Source organism: Paenibacillus hebaui (assembly GCF_051934385.1).
Lineage (GTDB): Bacteria > Bacillota > Bacilli > Paenibacillales > Paenibacillaceae > Paenibacillus.
Genome location: NZ_CP196836.1, coordinates 3,260,964 through 3,276,510, shown reverse-complemented (window position 1 = coordinate 3,276,510; position 15,547 = coordinate 3,260,964). Strand labels below are relative to the sequence as shown.

Annotated in this window: 16 protein-coding genes; 3 read left to right on the top strand and 13 right to left on the bottom strand. The window is 45.3% G+C overall.

Annotation, left to right across the window (positions count from 1 at the left end):
• Window positions 1-89: 89 nt before the first annotated feature.
• Window positions 90-212, bottom strand: coding sequence for a spore germination protein (locus ACR32F_RS14475; RefSeq protein ID WP_440119855.1), 123 nt, complete (start codon window positions 210-212; stop codon window positions 90-92).
• Window positions 213-458: 246 nt separating this feature from the next.
• Between ACR32F_RS14475 and ACR32F_RS14470 the strand changes: the two genes are divergently transcribed.
• Window positions 459-1,274 carry an AraC family transcriptional regulator gene (locus tag ACR32F_RS14470; protein ID WP_440119368.1) on the top strand — a complete coding sequence of 272 codons (816 nt, stop codon included), beginning with the start codon at window positions 459-461 and terminating at the stop codon, window positions 1,272-1,274.
• On the opposite strand, the gene ACR32F_RS14465 is transcribed toward ACR32F_RS14470, so the two are convergent.
• The 6 genes from ACR32F_RS14465 to ACR32F_RS14440 all read right to left on the bottom strand — a co-directional run bounded on the left by ACR32F_RS14465 (window position 1,271) and on the right by ACR32F_RS14440 (window position 7,499).
• Complete coding sequence (locus ACR32F_RS14465; protein ID WP_440119367.1) at window positions 1,271-1,912, bottom strand: HAD family hydrolase; 642 nt, start codon at window positions 1,910-1,912, stop codon at window positions 1,271-1,273. The two genes, ACR32F_RS14470 and ACR32F_RS14465, sit on opposite strands and share 4 nt — an antisense overlap.
• 38 nt (window positions 1,913-1,950) lie before the next feature.
• A complete protein-coding gene (locus ACR32F_RS14460; protein ID WP_440119366.1) occupies window positions 1,951-2,544 on the bottom strand; it encodes a DUF1349 domain-containing protein in 594 nt (197 codons plus the stop codon).
• A 64-nt stretch (window positions 2,545-2,608) separates the two neighbouring features.
• Window positions 2,609-3,853 (bottom strand): MFS transporter, encoded by a 1,245-nt coding sequence (locus ACR32F_RS14455; protein ID WP_440119365.1) that lies wholly within the window; start codon window positions 3,851-3,853, stop codon window positions 2,609-2,611.
• 80 nt (window positions 3,854-3,933) lie between these two features.
• Entirely contained in the window at window positions 3,934-4,965 is a 1,032-nt protein-coding gene (locus ACR32F_RS14450; RefSeq protein ID WP_440119364.1) for a zinc-dependent alcohol dehydrogenase, read from the bottom strand.
• 67 nt (window positions 4,966-5,032) lie between these two features.
• The gene (locus ACR32F_RS14445; RefSeq protein ID WP_440119363.1) at window positions 5,033-6,313 is read right to left on the bottom strand and encodes an aminotransferase class III-fold pyridoxal phosphate-dependent enzyme; all 1,281 of its coding nucleotides are present in this window, start codon (window positions 6,311-6,313) and stop codon (window positions 5,033-5,035) included.
• 31 nt (window positions 6,314-6,344) lie between these two features.
• Window positions 6,345-7,499 (bottom strand): glycosyltransferase family 2 protein, encoded by a 1,155-nt coding sequence (locus ACR32F_RS14440; protein ID WP_440119362.1) that lies wholly within the window; start codon window positions 7,497-7,499, stop codon window positions 6,345-6,347.
• A gap of 329 nt (window positions 7,500-7,828) precedes the next feature.
• Between ACR32F_RS14440 and ACR32F_RS14435 the strand changes: the two genes are divergently transcribed.
• A complete protein-coding gene (locus tag ACR32F_RS14435; RefSeq protein WP_440119361.1) occupies window positions 7,829-9,103 on the top strand; it encodes a stalk domain-containing protein in 1,275 nt (424 codons plus the stop codon).
• 225 nt (window positions 9,104-9,328) lie between these two features.
• Here ACR32F_RS14435 and ACR32F_RS14430 read toward each other — a convergent pair whose 3' ends face one another.
• From ACR32F_RS14430 to ACR32F_RS14415, 4 genes are all read right to left on the bottom strand, one after another.
• A complete protein-coding gene (locus ACR32F_RS14430) occupies window positions 9,329-10,210 on the bottom strand; it encodes a carbohydrate ABC transporter permease (RefSeq protein ID WP_440119360.1) in 882 nt (293 codons plus the stop codon).
• 15 nt (window positions 10,211-10,225) lie between these two features.
• Window positions 10,226-11,116 carry a carbohydrate ABC transporter permease gene (locus ACR32F_RS14425; protein ID WP_440119359.1) on the bottom strand — a complete coding sequence of 297 codons (891 nt, stop codon included), beginning with the start codon at window positions 11,114-11,116 and terminating at the stop codon, window positions 10,226-10,228.
• Between the two features lie 51 nt (window positions 11,117-11,167).
• Entirely contained in the window at window positions 11,168-12,442 is a 1,275-nt protein-coding gene (locus ACR32F_RS14420; protein WP_440119358.1) for an ABC transporter substrate-binding protein, read from the bottom strand.
• A gap of 85 nt (window positions 12,443-12,527) precedes the next feature.
• The gene (locus tag ACR32F_RS14415) at window positions 12,528-13,406 is read right to left on the bottom strand and encodes an AraC family transcriptional regulator (protein WP_440119357.1); all 879 of its coding nucleotides are present in this window, start codon (window positions 13,404-13,406) and stop codon (window positions 12,528-12,530) included.
• Between the two features lie 256 nt (window positions 13,407-13,662).
• On the opposite strand from ACR32F_RS14415, the gene ACR32F_RS14410 reads away from it, so the two are divergent.
• Window positions 13,663-13,992: a sigma factor gene (locus ACR32F_RS14410; RefSeq protein WP_440119356.1), complete on the top strand. Its 330-nt coding sequence runs from the start codon at window positions 13,663-13,665 to the stop codon at window positions 13,990-13,992.
• 116 nt (window positions 13,993-14,108) lie between these two features.
• Here the strand turns inward: ACR32F_RS14410 and ACR32F_RS14405 are convergent, their stop codons facing one another.
• Together ACR32F_RS14405 and ACR32F_RS14400 are read right to left on the bottom strand one after the other, a co-directional pair.
• Window positions 14,109-14,891, bottom strand: coding sequence for an SDR family NAD(P)-dependent oxidoreductase (locus ACR32F_RS14405; RefSeq protein ID WP_440119355.1), 783 nt, complete (start codon window positions 14,889-14,891; stop codon window positions 14,109-14,111).
• Window positions 14,892-14,952: 61 nt separating this feature from the next.
• Window positions 14,953-15,531 (bottom strand): TetR/AcrR family transcriptional regulator, encoded by a 579-nt coding sequence (locus ACR32F_RS14400; protein ID WP_440119354.1) that lies wholly within the window; start codon window positions 15,529-15,531, stop codon window positions 14,953-14,955.
• Window positions 15,532-15,547 lie beyond the last annotated feature (16 nt).

Below are 15,547 nucleotides of genomic sequence, written 5' to 3'. Positions count from 1 at the left end.
AAAGATCAAAAATGCCAATTGATTTGCAGATATTTCCCCTTTATCTGTCAAAATAATACGTAAGCCTCCTGTTACTTGAGTATCGGAGTCTATCGTGGCTTATTCTTCCATGGCGGCGGACGCCACCATACATCCTTGAGCTTTTCGCTGGAGGTTGGGGCGATCGGAGCTAGATACGGAGTGCCAAATGAACGCAGACTGCTTAAATGAATCGCTATCTTTTACTTGTGAAAGAAGATTTATACAAAAAGGTCCCTTACTCGGTTGATATGAATATCAACCGAGTAAGGGACCTTTTTGTCCTCCGCTCGTAGTAGCTCCTTGCAAGTAGAGACTCTCCTTCCAAGCTATTTGAGAACCCCGAAATAATCTTTATAATTCTATCTACGTTTCTTTTAACAATGTCAATTCGACATTTTTAGACACGATACTTCAGCGAAATGAGGAATAACAAGACAATGCCCAAACCTATCAAGAGAAATACACTAGATATCGATATGCCACTTATGATCACAGGGCAAAGTCGGATGTCCGCGGATGAATTCAGGAATTGGATTGAACATTCACGGGATTACACCATAGTACAGTGTATCGGAGGAACGGGACGAATCGCGGCTAAAAATCATGAAATCTCGATCAGCGAAGGAGCGGCACTTATTCTGTTCCCGCAGGTTACCTACCAGTATCACAATCTGAGTGATTCATTGTTGTTCGACTGCCTGTCTTTTAATGGCTATTTATTGCCACGACTTCTGCAAGCCTTGCAGATCGGGGAGCTACGCGCCTTCAAGCCTGATGGAATACTTCCTATCCTTCTGGATGAAATTACACTGGCGCAGCAGTCCCGGCACAAGGATCAGATTTGGCACGTCTCCGCATTGCTCTATATGTTTCTGGTCAGGTTAACGATTGAAGGAGAACACTACGGCGCTTATGAACGATCGGATGCCAGATTAAAACTGGCTGGACTCATTACTTTTATCAAACAAAATTATCAACAGGATATATCGCTCTCCATGCTGGCTCAGCAGATGAATATTACCGAGCAGCATTTGAATCGGATATTCAAAAAAGAATTCCAGATGACACCGCTGGAGTATCTGATGCGCTATCGGTTGCTGAAAGCCAAGGAATTGCTCATTCGGGATGATGAAACAACGGCAAATGAAATTGCCAGAGCTGTCGGTTTTAACAGTGCAAGCTATTTTGGATCCGTATTCAAAAAATTCGAGGGTTTATCCCCTATTGAGTTACGAAAGCGTTATCAGAGTTAAAGATTTTCTACATTAATATCCGCCAACGAGGAAACTCGCAGATCATGCATGGGAAATTCCAGATCACGCGTTACCTCGTTTGGCACAATAACACATCGAATCCCTGCATCTTTGGCTGCTTTGAGTCCATTGGGTGAATCTTCGAACACAACCGCTTCACTAGCTTCAACCCCAAGGCTTTTAAGTGCAAGAAGGTATAATTCTGGGTCCGGTTTCACCCGGCTCACCTCATCCGCTGTATGAATGACAGTGAAATGCTCGAAGATTCCGAGTGCATGCAGGTAGCCGTGAACCCAATCCTTCGTTGAACTGGAAGCCACTGCGAGCTGTATTCCCTTTTCCTTGGCTGCCTGAATCAGTTCAAGCACACCCGGGAGAATGACAGCCTGCCCCAGGTGGGCTGCGTATTTCTGTTCAGACAGTAATTTGATATGATCATGATCGATCGGCTTTTGCAGAGCTTGTTCCAGATAAAGAAATGGATGAAATTCTTCAAAGGACGTTCCCACATTTTTGGACCAGAGTTCCAAACCAAGTTCAAGCCCATGTTCTTCATAAATATCACGAAAGGCATAATACCAAGGGGTCTCCGTATCCAAAATCAAACCATCAAAATCAAAAATAAAGGCTTTAACCATAGGCTATTCTTCCTCCAATCAACTGGAGGGGGAACGGATTAGAAGCGTGCGGTCAAGTCCGGAAGGGTAACATTCAGCGACAAAAAGTGACATGTACAACCCGTTCCGACTGGTGATTGCGCAACCATTCCAGCCCGGATCTCCCCCTGAATCGGCATACCGAAGTACCGAATTAATTTCCACTCATTTCCATCGGGCGAATAAAAAAATGAAATACAGTCATCCACTCTGCGTATGCGCAAATATGGATTGGACACAGGTACTTCTACCGAGTTGCAATCGTCAGAAGCTCCATCCCTAGTGACCACGGACACAATAGTAGCTGCTTTTCCATCATACTCAAAACAAAGCTTGCACCAGTTTCGTTCGTCCGCCATGACCATCAGGCAACCAGAATCATACTTCTCATTCATGCTCACGGTTAAGCGAGTTGTCATCTCAAAAGAGTCCGGCACAGACATCGACAGGAATGGAGCCGTTGCACGGATATGCTTGCCTGCCGGGTCCTGAAAGAAGTCCGTATCTGCCTTGGCTTCAATGATCAGACCTCCCTCATCGGTGTACGACCAGGTATCCGGTTCGTTTATCCATTTCATTTCGCTTCGTGTGTCTGCAATCAATACATTTGTCATTTCATGGCCTCCCAAGTTATTTTCTGTATGATATATTCGTTCCATATACAGAAAAAACCTTCTTCTACAAATTTTTGTAAGACTCGATGACCTGGGTGTGCTTTTGTGGATCAGGCAGGAATAACATGATGACCATGAGTACGATGTATAAAACCAGAATGACACTGAACAACAGCGTTGGATTGTGATGGTAGAGTAAGCCCGTCAGGTAACCGGATGGAATGGCGGTTAACGTCATGACCGTCTGGACGGCCGAGAACATATCTGCTTTCTCATGCGTACCCAATCGGTTCATCAGCAGGGAATCCCGGTATGTCTGCAAAATGAAATTACCGGCAGCGAGCACGACGAGCGTGAGAAACAACATCGCTATATTCCCTACAGGAATCAATAGAAACAGGATGGCCCCGGCTGTACTAAGCACGATGGAAAAACCAACATACTTTTCTTCCGAACGCCGTTTCAGACGCGGAATGATGACCAGGTAGAGCAGCATGACGGTTACCGCGGTCACCACCGGAATAAATGAGATGACCCTGTCATCAAACTTTAACTGTTCCTTGAAGAAGATCACCTGAAAGAAATTCAGTTGCAGAATCAGATTGGACAACACCGTAATCAGAATAATCGGAAACAGTCTCCGTTTGTAGAACGATTTGCCGAACAGGCGCAGACTGGCACCCAAGCTCTGAAGTACACGGGTTTTGCTATGCAATCCCATAAGTTCCTTACCAACCTCGGTCTCATCCGTGTATCGGTTACGAATGAAGAACATGGCGGTCATGAGGATTCCCCCGACAAAGTAAATGCTGGCCAGTGTAGGCACAATACCATAATCAGCAATGACAACCCCGGCAATAGGCGTTAGTATCCCAGCCCCTGTAATAATCATGTTGAGAATGGCAAATACCTTGGATCGTTTGTGTTCTTCGACATCCTCAATGATCAGACAGTTGAAAGCGACCGTTACAAACTTGGATGTTGCGTTCAGTAAGTAGGCGATCAGAAACAGCCAGAAGTTCTGGGAGAAGGCCCAGATGAACATGGGAACACTCCATGCCACAAGATCAAAGATCAGCGTTGTGCGTTTGCGACCCAGCTTATTTGTAATGGAACCCGCAAACAATTGAAAGATAAAAGCAAAATAAAGATTCACCGAATTGATTAGACCGATTTCAATATCCGAAAGTCCGGCTTCCTTCATATATAAAGGAGCATAAAAGAGAACGATCGTGCCCGGAATGGCCCATACCGGTTCGAGTAGAATGGAGTACCGTGGATTTTTCGGCAAATCTTGAAGCAATTTCAATCGATATCCCTTCTTTCTGCGGTTTTCACCGCTGCGATTTCCTACTTCTCGCAGCGGTGAACCCGCTAATGTCTACATGCTTATAGGATAAGAGCTGTTTTGACCGAGTTCATGGGCAAGGTCTCTCCGGTACGCAGGTCATAACCAATCGTTCCATTGAACGCCTGTTCATAATCACTCAGCAGTTCCTTGGCTGTCACCATCTGCTCCAGTTCCGGAATGCTTTGTGCAAATTTCAGTGCCGTACTGATCATCGAGTGATTAGCCACCGCACCAATGATACTAATCCCATCATTAATCACGGCTGTTGATTTGAACGTCACCTCATAGCTGTCGTCATAACCCATGGGAATGATTCTGCCGCCTTTGGCAATCATCTCAAATCCCACATGAAGCTGGTTACCAACCGCGTCCACCACGATATCAAACTTCTTGTTATTATTGATCTCGTATACTTTCTCAAGCGTCAGCTCCTGAGGGTAGAAAACATGATCTGCGATCCCTGAAGCGAACCCTTTGCGGTATGGATCGACTTCCGTACCTACTGTAAGCCTTGCCAATCGTTTGCTCACAAGCTGACACAGAGAACCGATTGCACCAGAACCGAGGACGAGTACAGAATCACTCGGCTTGACTCCTGCTTTCATGAATGTCTGCAGAACACATCCGAGTGGTTCGATCATCATGGCCGTTTCCCAGCTCATGGAATCTGGAATTGAATAGATATACTTCTCGTCCCCAACAAAATATTCGGCAAAGGTTCCGTGAGTGGTCATGCCTACCTGATAGTCATCGAAATTCTCGCAGTAGATGAACAGACCTTCGCGGCAATACGAGCAGGTTCCGCAAGACTGGGTGGGATCAACCAATACCCGATCACCTACCTTGAAACCCCGAACTTCGTCGCCGATCTCAACCACGGTGCCCACGCCTTCATGACCAATAACGGTTCCTTTATTCGCAGGTACTTTGCCTTTGACAATATTCAGGTCTGTACCGCAGATGCCTGATCCATAGATTTTAACTTTAATCTGGTTAGGTTTTTGAATGGTTGGCTCCTCAATATCCTGGTAGGCCACCTGTTTGAGATCCTGATATACGAGTGCTTTCATTGATAAATTCCTCCTTGTTGATTGTCGATTTCCATTGGGGTTTAAGCTTCACACATTTTAGATTGTTTCATATGGAAAGGTGTTCTTGTTTCAGTGCCTCTTTCCAGTCCGATAGTGTCTGCAAGATGGCTTCCTCTACCCACAGCAGTTCTTCCCGGGTATGAGCATCTGAGAAAATGAAATATCCTTTGGTGAAAATTCCGAAATGGGCCATTTTTTTAATCAAAAACTCACGGAAAGGATCGGTTTGAAAGTTTCCCTCGGAAATAGAGTTAATGGAGAAGCTCGCATAGGTTCCCTTTAACGCCAATTGATCGGTAAGACCAAGAAGCACGAGTTCAGCTTCAATCAGATCCATGATTCGGATGGTAGCATCCCGCCAGCTCGGCCATACCTTCGCACTTTTCATCAATCGCTCACATGCAATCGCCGCCGCGAGCGCAGTCGTCTCGCTGGAATGTGCATTGCTGAACCTGACCTGCCCTGATAGAGACATCAAATGCTGCGGTCCCATCACGGCTGCGAGGGGCAATCCGTTCGCCATTCCTTTGGAGATGCAGAGCAGATCAGGCCAGATGTCATACTCTCCCGCTGTAGCCTGCTTACCCATTCGAATGCCTGAAGTTACTTCATCAAATATGACAATGATATCTAATGAGCGGCATAGCGAGACGACTTGCTCCAGCGGCTCCCGTTTCCATTCATTCGGACACAGAACAATACAGGCAATGTCCTCAGGAGAGGATGTGATCTGAGCCTCAATTCGCTCTGGTGAAGGCTTGTCCACCCAGATGGTTGTACGCTCAATATCCACCGGTATGCCTCGCTCTTTCGTTTCGCGACCATAGTAACCATAGGCAGACCAGTCATGCCACCCGTGATAGGCAGTTGCGATCACCTTGCTTTTGCCACTTCCCGCACGAGCCAGACGTACGGCTCCACTGACTGCATCGGCGCCGCTCTTGGTGAATCGCAACGAAGGGTAACGGCCACCAAATCGCTGCAGGATCAGGTCAGCGCATTCCAGTTCAATGTCAGCTGGGAGCGAAAAACTCGTTCCTTTTTTCAGCTGATGTATGACAGTCAGTTGAACTTCGTGCCGGGCATGTCCCCATGACGCCGTACCCATGGCCATCTCACAATCCAGCCATTCATTCCCATCGATATCGATAAAACGGGAATTCCGTGCTTCGGCACAACATACAGGTGTGTAGCCGGGAAATAATCGCTCAGGTGCTTTGGCTAACGTACTGCATCCGCTCGGAATTACCTTTTCGACATGTTCCAACCACTCCAGATTCCGGGTAAATCTTACGGCACGATCCAACGTGCTCTCTTTTTCTTTCACCTTAAATCCTCCCTGTTTACTCGATTTTCAGTCAGCGCACTTTCGTTCCAGGCCAGCAGCCATCGTATATGCGATCCATCGTAATGACATTGCCATACAGGTCGATAATCAGATCTTTGGACCTATGATCATGTCTCATCTCGATCCAATAGCGGTTCTCCAGCAAGCGGGCAAAATTGTCCACGAGAAACAATAATCGGTTCTCGCTATGAACCAATTCCTTACCCAGTACCTGTGGCAGCCAGATTGCACCGTTTGAATTGAATCGATTGGAATAATCGCGTACTTCAGCAATAGGCGCAAAGTTAGCTTCATCAAGCTTGGTCCAGAACGTCTCGGCATCACTGCGAACTTCGGCAAGATCAATACCGATGATCGGCAGTTGCTGATCTTCACCCTGGCTATCGAGCTGTGCTTTCAGATGACCGAATACGAATGGCCACACATCAGCCTCGATGTCACCGCCCCACTTTTTCCAGAAACGCCCCAAATTGTTTTTCCGGTTAAAGTTGCGATGAATTCCGCTGCTCCGTTCCCAGTGATAAGCGAGGATATTCGGATTAACGACCGTATCATATCCGGCAGCACGTGCTCGCATCTGATAATCAAAGTCTTCATATCCGTTAAAGAACTTCTCATCCAGTGTGCCTACCGTCTCGTAGACTTCCCTCTTCATGCCGAACATGGCGAATATGACAAGCTGAACCGAAAATGTCTCCTTCGGAATATCTTCCGGGGATGCGTTCAGGAATAAGTGCCGGCCGATCGTGTCCGCAAAAGCAATACCGCAATGCTGCACGCCTCCGGTTTGCGGATATAACAGAACACCACCAATCATGCCGATGGTAACATCGCTATCCAGTGTCTCTTTCATCATGGGTTGCCAGTTCGGTTGGAGAATCGTGTCGGAATCCAGGAAGAAAATATAATCTCCCTCTGCACGCCGCAGTGCACTGTTGATCGATACGGCACAACCTAGCGGAAAATCATGCTGAAGAATCTCGATGGTCACACCTTCTCTTACCTCTTGCTTCATTTTCTCCAGATGTTGATATACCGCTGAACCGGAACCATCGTTGATAAAAATAATTTGAGTCGATGGACTTACGGTCCGAAGCAACGAATCGGTGAACAAGTTCAGAATGTTATAGTCCTGGTTGACTGGCACGATAATGGTGTAAAGCATGGAATCCCTCCTGAATGGGTTGATGGAATGAGTACAAAAGCAGATTGAAACTGTCGTAAATGTGGGTGTAGACTGCCCGCCTCCTTGCTATGCAATTTATGTCTTAATTTGGTAACGATTTGAATCTACTAGAAATTTATATCATTTTTTGTAATTTTGAAATCTAAGATTTTGAACTCTGTTAAATTCTGAATATGTTCAAATGGCAACCTCCGATATCATCATGTAATTGGAACTCTATGAAAATTTTGCTATACTACTGTATGCTAGATTTAGCATTCAAAGAGTTGCAATTCTACTATGATTAACGAGTTGGAGGAGAGCATAACATGCTACATAAACGTATTGGAAAGACAGCCGTCGCCACCCTTCTTACCTTCGCCTTACTCGGAGCCACCCCGAATATGAGTGATGTCGATGCGGCCCCTGCCATTTCGGTCAAGCTGGATGATGTCCCGCTCAAATTTGATGCAGCCCCTCGGGTAGACAAAGGGGTTACCTACGTTCCGTTCCGGACGGTTGGAGAAGCCCTTGGCATCCAGATCACATGGAACAGCAAGACGCAAACGGTCAAAGCCGTAGGCAGTCTTAAAGGACAACCAACAGTGGTACTGCTTCAAGTGGGAAGTAGTACGGCAACCGTAAATGGGGAAAAAGTGAAGCTCGCTGCGGCGCCGCTCCAGAAAGAAGGGCGTGTCCTCATCCCGCTCAGTTCGTTCAGCAGCCAATTTGGTGTCGGTGTGGGTTGGAATCAATCCACACGTACGGTTTCTCTTGTATCGCCACAGCGCGATATGCATCTGCGAGCCTTCTATGCCCTGCAATCCTTTCAGGAAAAAGATCTGGTCTCATCCATGAACTCCGTCGCTTTTGGCTGGAGTCGAATTGACCGCGAAGGTCAATTTACGCTTCAGGGTGATGAGTACCGCCTTCCAGCTTCGGCGGGTGACGTTACACCTCAATCCATGGTTGCGGATGCCGCAGATCAGCGTATTAAACCGTACCTTATGGTTTATGCTTTGGATGGAAATGGGGAACTAACCAAGGTTCTTAGTGATAGCGGCATGCGTAAGAAATCCATAGAGGGCATAACCAGCGCGATTGCAGAGAATGGGTTCGGCGGGGTTGTTCTTGATTTTGAAGGATTGGGTTATAAACTGGATCCAGTGGGACAACAAAAGCTGCTGAACGATTACGTAAAGCAATTGAAGGCTTCCTTGCCCAATGACATCGCCTTATCGTTAGCCGTACCGCCATTGAATAGTGCTTATAAAGGCTACGATTACAAGACGCTGGCTTCGGTAGCAGATGATATCATTATTATGGCTTATCAGTATAATCCCGTTGGCACCAAATCACAGGTTCCTGAACCGAACAGTCTTGTCGATCAAGCCATCCAGCTTGCACTGAATGCTGGTGTACCCAAGCAAAAGCTCCTGCTTGGCATCAGTTTAAGTAGTGAAACCTCTTCTTCCATAGATGATAAGCTGGGTCTTGCCAAGCGTTATGATCTAAAAGGTGCAGCCTTCTGGCGTCTTGGATTATTCCGTGCCTATAACAACCAGATGGAAGACGCTGTGAGTGCCTCGGTTGTTAAAGAGTAGTAACTTAGAACAATACGTCTGGATGATAGAGTGCAAGGATTCCATGGGAATGGAATAAGAACGTGAATCAGCAACACAAAAAAAGTCGCCCATATGGCGACTTACATAGAGCTATTTTTACCGTGGAATTACACATACACATTGCTCATAATAGGAGAAAGCAGGCTTACCCCGGATTCGGTATGCCATCCCATTCAGTCTGACCGTATGGGATGGCATACCAAATTATCCTTTGACCGCGCCCAAGGCGACGCTGCCTATAATTCGCTTGGAGAATATTGCAAAGACAATAATAATGGGCAAGATGGAGATCGCAACACCCAAATACAGTAGACCATAATCCATCCCATAGTAGCCTTGCACCAGAGCAACGAGTACCGGAAGCGGATACTTATCCAAGGAGAAAAACAGGACCAGCGGTGTGAGAAAATTGTTCCATGAACCGATAAAGGTGAATATGCCAAGGGCTGAGATGGCCGGCCCCAGGATAGGTAATACAATCTGATTAAATGTCCGAAACTCCCCCGCACTATCTACCCGTGCAGATTCAATGATCTCGTCAGGTACACTGCTCTCCATGAACTGTTTGATAAAGAATACATTAAATGCATTCGCTGCTGCGGGTAAAATAATCGCTGCATAGCTGTCCAGCAAGCCTAACGTACTGAACAGACGATACATCCCGATTAAAGCGAGTTGTCCGGGTACCATCATGGTTGCAAGCAGAAACAGGAATAACCCGGTGCGACATTTGAATTTGAATTTGGCAAAGCCGTAGGCCGCGAGGGAACCGATGTATAAGGATAACACCGTCGATGTTCCTGCAATGAAAAAGCTGTTTGCGAAACCACGCCAAATATTGATTTTGGAGGCCATGTTTATATAATTATCTATCAGAAAAGGCCCGGGGAGAAATGTAAATGTCGATGCAATCGTAGCATTGTTGTGAGTGGAATAGATCAGCATGAGATAAAATGGAATGATACAGATCACGGCAAGGCTAATCAAAAACAGATAAATAATGACCTTTCCCAGTGTCAGCTGTCTCGTGGTAGCGTACTGCTGTATAGCAACGTTTTGTTGATCCATAGGTTTTACGGTTTGCATTTCTTTTCCCCCTCCCTACGCACGGCTCTTGCGCTTTGTCATCATGAAGGATGCAACCGATAGCAGAATAATGATGATGAACAGACAGAATGCAATTGCCGCTCCGTAACCAAAGCGCGTACTTTGGAAGGCCACATTATATAAGTACATAATACTGGTCATGGCCGCACGGTCCGGGCCACCTGTTCCATTCGTCAATGTGAAGGGCTGATCGAAAATTTGAATGCCCCCGATGATGGATGTGATCATCTGAAACAAAATGATCGGCCGTAACATCGGAACGATAATATGAATGAAGATATGCTTCTTTTTCGCGCCATCCATTTGGGCCGCTTCCTGTAGAGCCGGATCAATCCCCTGAAGACCTGCAAGGTAGATGACCATGGAGTAGCCAAAGTATTGAAAAAATAAAATGGAAGATACAATCAGCCGCATGAACCAAGGATCATTTTTCCAGTTAATCGGGTTATCAATGAGTCCTATCTGAACCAGAAAATGATTCAATCCGCCGGATTGCCAATCGAAGATCAGGCTCACAAGCAGACCCAGCGAAGCAGCGGTAACGATGTTGGGAAAGAAATAAACGGCTCTAAAAATATCTCTTCCTTTAAGCAACTTATCGTTGAGAATAAAGGCGAGTACAAGTGAAACCGTAAGCTGCGGTACAACAGAAACTCCCCAGATAAAGAGCGTGTTAAACAGTGTTTTATAGAACAGAGGATCTTGTAGAACGGCAACATAATTACCGATTCCAACAAAGTCCGGCGTAGTAATCCCGTCAAAGTTGGTAAAGCTGATATATAGCGAATACAGGATTGGATATAGTCCGAAAATGGCGAAAAGAATAAAAAACGGAGCAATGAAATAGTAGCCATAATGGTCTTTGCGGATCGATTTGGCAAACATGTTCTGTACCCCCGATCATCGGATGATAAAAAGGCATTCGCCCCTTCTAGGCTAATCCACTTCCAGCTCCGGAAATCTCAATTTGACATCCCGTTTGATTCGTTCTATCGCTTCTTCCTTGGTCTGGATGTCTTTATTGAGATACAACTGAAGTACAATTTTGAAAATGTCATTGTTAATGACCGTGTCATACTTGGTTCGTTCATACACAGGAATCTGCTTGGCGGCTTCCGAGAAAAACTCAAAGTGCTTCTGCCCGCCCAAATAGGCTGAGGTTACGGATTTAGCCAGCTCATCATTCACGACCCTATTGCTTGTAAAATAGTCTTGCTCCTTCGCAAGCTTGGTCAGGAAATCATGATCAAAGTTATAAAACTCGATAAACTTCCAGGCCAGGTCCTTTTTGTCGCTTTTGCTGTACATCGCAATATAGGTTCCGCCTGCACTGAACGCTGACGGACCTGGAGCAAGGCCCCACAATCCTTCTGTATCCGGGGCATTGGCCTTGAAGGTAAATTGCAATGCCCAAGTTGCTCCGGGATAGAACATCACCTCGCCTTTTTGCATGGAAGCAGCATATCCGGCACTTCCATCTTCATATTCAGCAAATACATGCCGCTCACGGGCTTCGCGAACCAGATCCAGAATCTGCATATAGGTTGGATCAATGACGAGCTTCCCCTCTTTGACCCATGGAATACCATCATATGAATTGGATATCGCATTCCAGTTGGCAAGGGCATGAACTTTATTGCCACTTTGCTGCTCTACCTTTTCACCAATCTCGAAGACCTTCTCCCATGTATCAATTAGCGGCGCCACCTTCTCTGGATCATCCGTGCCCAGATATTTCTTGGCTAGATCTCTCCGGTAATAGATGCCCCCGGGCGTTCCCTGATAGCCGATTGCTTTGACATTTCCTTCGCTGTCCTTCTCATTCGCCTGCACAAAAGCATACTGCTCTGGAATCAGCTCATTGGCGTTATACGGTGCTGCTGATAAATTCTCCAAATAAGGTACATCAATCAGCTCTCTGATATTTCCATTCTCGATCATGAACACATCCGGAGCCTTTGACGCTGTCTGAAGTGCGGATTTCAGCTTGGTGATATAGAAATTACCAGGAATATTGACAAAGTTGACCTTGATGTCTGGATATTTTTCTTCGAATTTCTCAATGGCGTAATGTGCCTCGTCCGTAAAACTCCATACTGTAATCTCCTTCTGCTTGTTTGGATTCGCTCCACCTGACTGGCAACCGGTTACCATGATTATTGCGCTTACGAGTGCAATGACGGAGATATACTTCAGCTTAAAGTTCTTCATAGGCCCCCTCCTTCAAAAAGGAAACGCTTACAATTTATTAGAGTATATGGATTTTGGAGAGGGCTTTCTCCCTAAATATTGTGAATCATCCTTCATATGTTGTGATATTCGTTCGATGCTTCTTGCGAAATTCAGACGGCGTACAATGATTATATTTTTTAAAAAGTCGATTGTACGAGTTCACATTGTTAAATCCATGACTGATAGCAATATCCAAAATGGAATCTTCACGGAACAATAACGCCCATTCCGATTTGATAATCCGAAAATGATTCAGGTACTCCATGAGCGTCATTCCCTTGATCTCTTTAAACAGCTTGCACACGTGAAACTTACTGAATTTAATATGCTCCGCCACCTGATCCAGCTTGATCGGTTCCGCATAATGCTCCTCCAGATATTCACAGACGGATTCGAGAAATTCGAACTTTTTGGAGGGACTAGAGGGAAAACTTGAATGTAAATCGGTTGTAAAGGGAGCCTTTGTACGCAGCATGTGCACAATAAGATCGTACAGTCTGGCGACCATTAACCAGCGTCCTCCCACCTGTTTATCCTTCTCTTCGTCCAATAAGGCATCTATATATTTCCCCAATTTTTTCTCATTACTGATGCCTGACGGAATGACTGTAGATGTATTGAAAAGTTCTCGCAGATGCTGTGTCTCCTTATCGGTTGTAAAACTTCCCGTTAGTAACTCCAGTCGAAACTGTATAATGGTTAAATGATCGGTTCCAGGCAAGAAGCAGTGAACACCCCCCGGTTTGATCAGCAGTACATCGCCTTGTTTCAGCTCATGCACATAATTGTTTACACCTATTCTCGCGTTCTTCCCTCTCACTACAACCAATTCCACCTCTTCATGCCAGTGAGCGGCAAAATTGAATTGATTACCGGTATGAATCACACGGATCGGAAAACCTTCTGTCATATGACCTGTTTCAAGAAAAGTTGGTACACCCATCGAATCATCCTTTCCTTAAGCTCCAGTTCAACAGCAATCATCATGTATTACTATTATGCATGAAAAGCTCCTCTCCTCTATAGATCGGCATAAAAAATGGGATACCCACAAAAAAATACACTATAGAACTATTTCATCCACTCATCAGTCTAACAAGTATCAAGCGAACTCAAGTACTGAAGTAGAATCCATGCATGGAAACGTGAAGTGACTTGAATACTTATGTTATAAGGGGTGTAGCTCAGGAGTGCTTAGAATGATGAACCATAAAAAAACGAAAGAACAACAGTTCAGTGAAAAGATATCAGAGATTCAGAATAAATTATATCGACTGGCATACTGCTATGTTAAAAATGAACAAGAAGCGCTGGATATCGTACCCGAGGCGACCTATAAAGGGTATATTGTTTATGGAAAGATGCAGTCCATGACCTATTTTGATTCCTGGATGTCACGAATTGTGATTAACACAGCGATCGATCATATTCGTCATGGAGCAAGCTATTCAGTCATTGGAGAAATTCAAACCATTCGATATAGAAGCTGTTGTATGTTACCATGGCGGACTGTTGCGAGGCGACATTAACAAACGTATCGTGGACTTAACCGCGCGGTCGTAATCCGCGCATCTATATACACTCTGTTCTTTTATATGAGCCAGACATATATTTATCGTCTTTATTTTATCATTACTCAATCGGATTAATGCCCTGTTCTATCCTGTGAGGATCTAATCATGCGGGTCATCATCTTACGAGGCAACAACCGCGGCATAAATGCGATGAATCGATTTCGAGCACCAGGCATAATTAACGTCTTACCACGCAAAAAGCCTTGATATCCTTCTTCAGCCACCTGTCCAGCCTCCATGATCGCTCCCTTTAGCATCTTCGATGCACCCATGCCTGAACGATCAACAAAACCGGTTGATGTCAGGCCTGGGCACAGCGCTGTCACCGTAACTCCTGTACCGCTTACTTCGTTCTCCAAAGCCTCGGTGAATGATAATACGTACGCCTTCGTCGCATAATAAACCGACATCATAGGTCCAGGGAAGAAGCCCACCAAGGAAGCAACATTCATCACCCCGCCTTGCCCACGTTGGATCATATCCGGCAGGAAAAGCTTTGTCATAACCGTCAGAGCCTTGATATTAATGTCAATCATATTTATTTCCTGCTCCATATCCGTCTCCATAAAAGTCCCAAACAAACCGAAGCCTGCATTGTTGACCAGATAGTCAACAACGATCCCTTTTCCCTTAAGCTCGTTGAAAATCTCCTGCGGTACCCCGGATGCCGCAACATCCTTGGCAATAACCGTCGCCTGAATGCCATATTTATTCTGATACTCCTGCGCAAGCTCCAATATTTTATTCTCACTGCGAGCTACCAGCACAATATTATGTCCACCCTTGGCAAAACGATCTGCTAACTCTTTACCAATCCCACCGGATACGCCTGTGATCAGAACTGTCTTTCTCATGTTGTAACCCACCTCTTTTTTTAGTATTTAAGAATGAACATTCTATTATTGTGAAAAAATTTTATTTTACGATAAGCTGCAAGGATAGATTAGCTATACGAAGAAGTTTTTCTTTGGTAATCGATGTTTTGGTTATAACCCTTAAACCCACGTACACATTATGCAGATATTCCGCCAATTCTCCTGCGTCGTACTCCGATGTGAATTCACCGTCTTGCTGCCCCCACAAAATAATATTCTTGAAGAGCTGCTCAGCATTCGAAAACATCTCCATGGATCGGTTATTAATATCGACATCATGCGCAGCCAATTCCACTGTCGAGTTCACAATTAGGCAGCCCGAAGCTGGATTTTCTTCTCTATTAACCAACAACCCAACGATAAACTGAAGTGCTTCCGTTGCAGTTTTGGAGTGCTTTACCCCCGCTGCAAGTGCGGTACTAATTTGTCGATCATAAAGCTCTACTGACTTTAGAAACAGCGTATGTTTATCCCCAAATGTGTCATATAAGCTTCTACGATGGATTCCCATATGCTTAACCAAATCGGTCATGGACGTCTTCTCGTAGCCCTGTTCCCAAAAAAGTCTCATCGCTTTATCTAGTACAACAGACTCTTCGAACTCTTTGCTTCTGGCCATTTGGATCCCCCCTGTC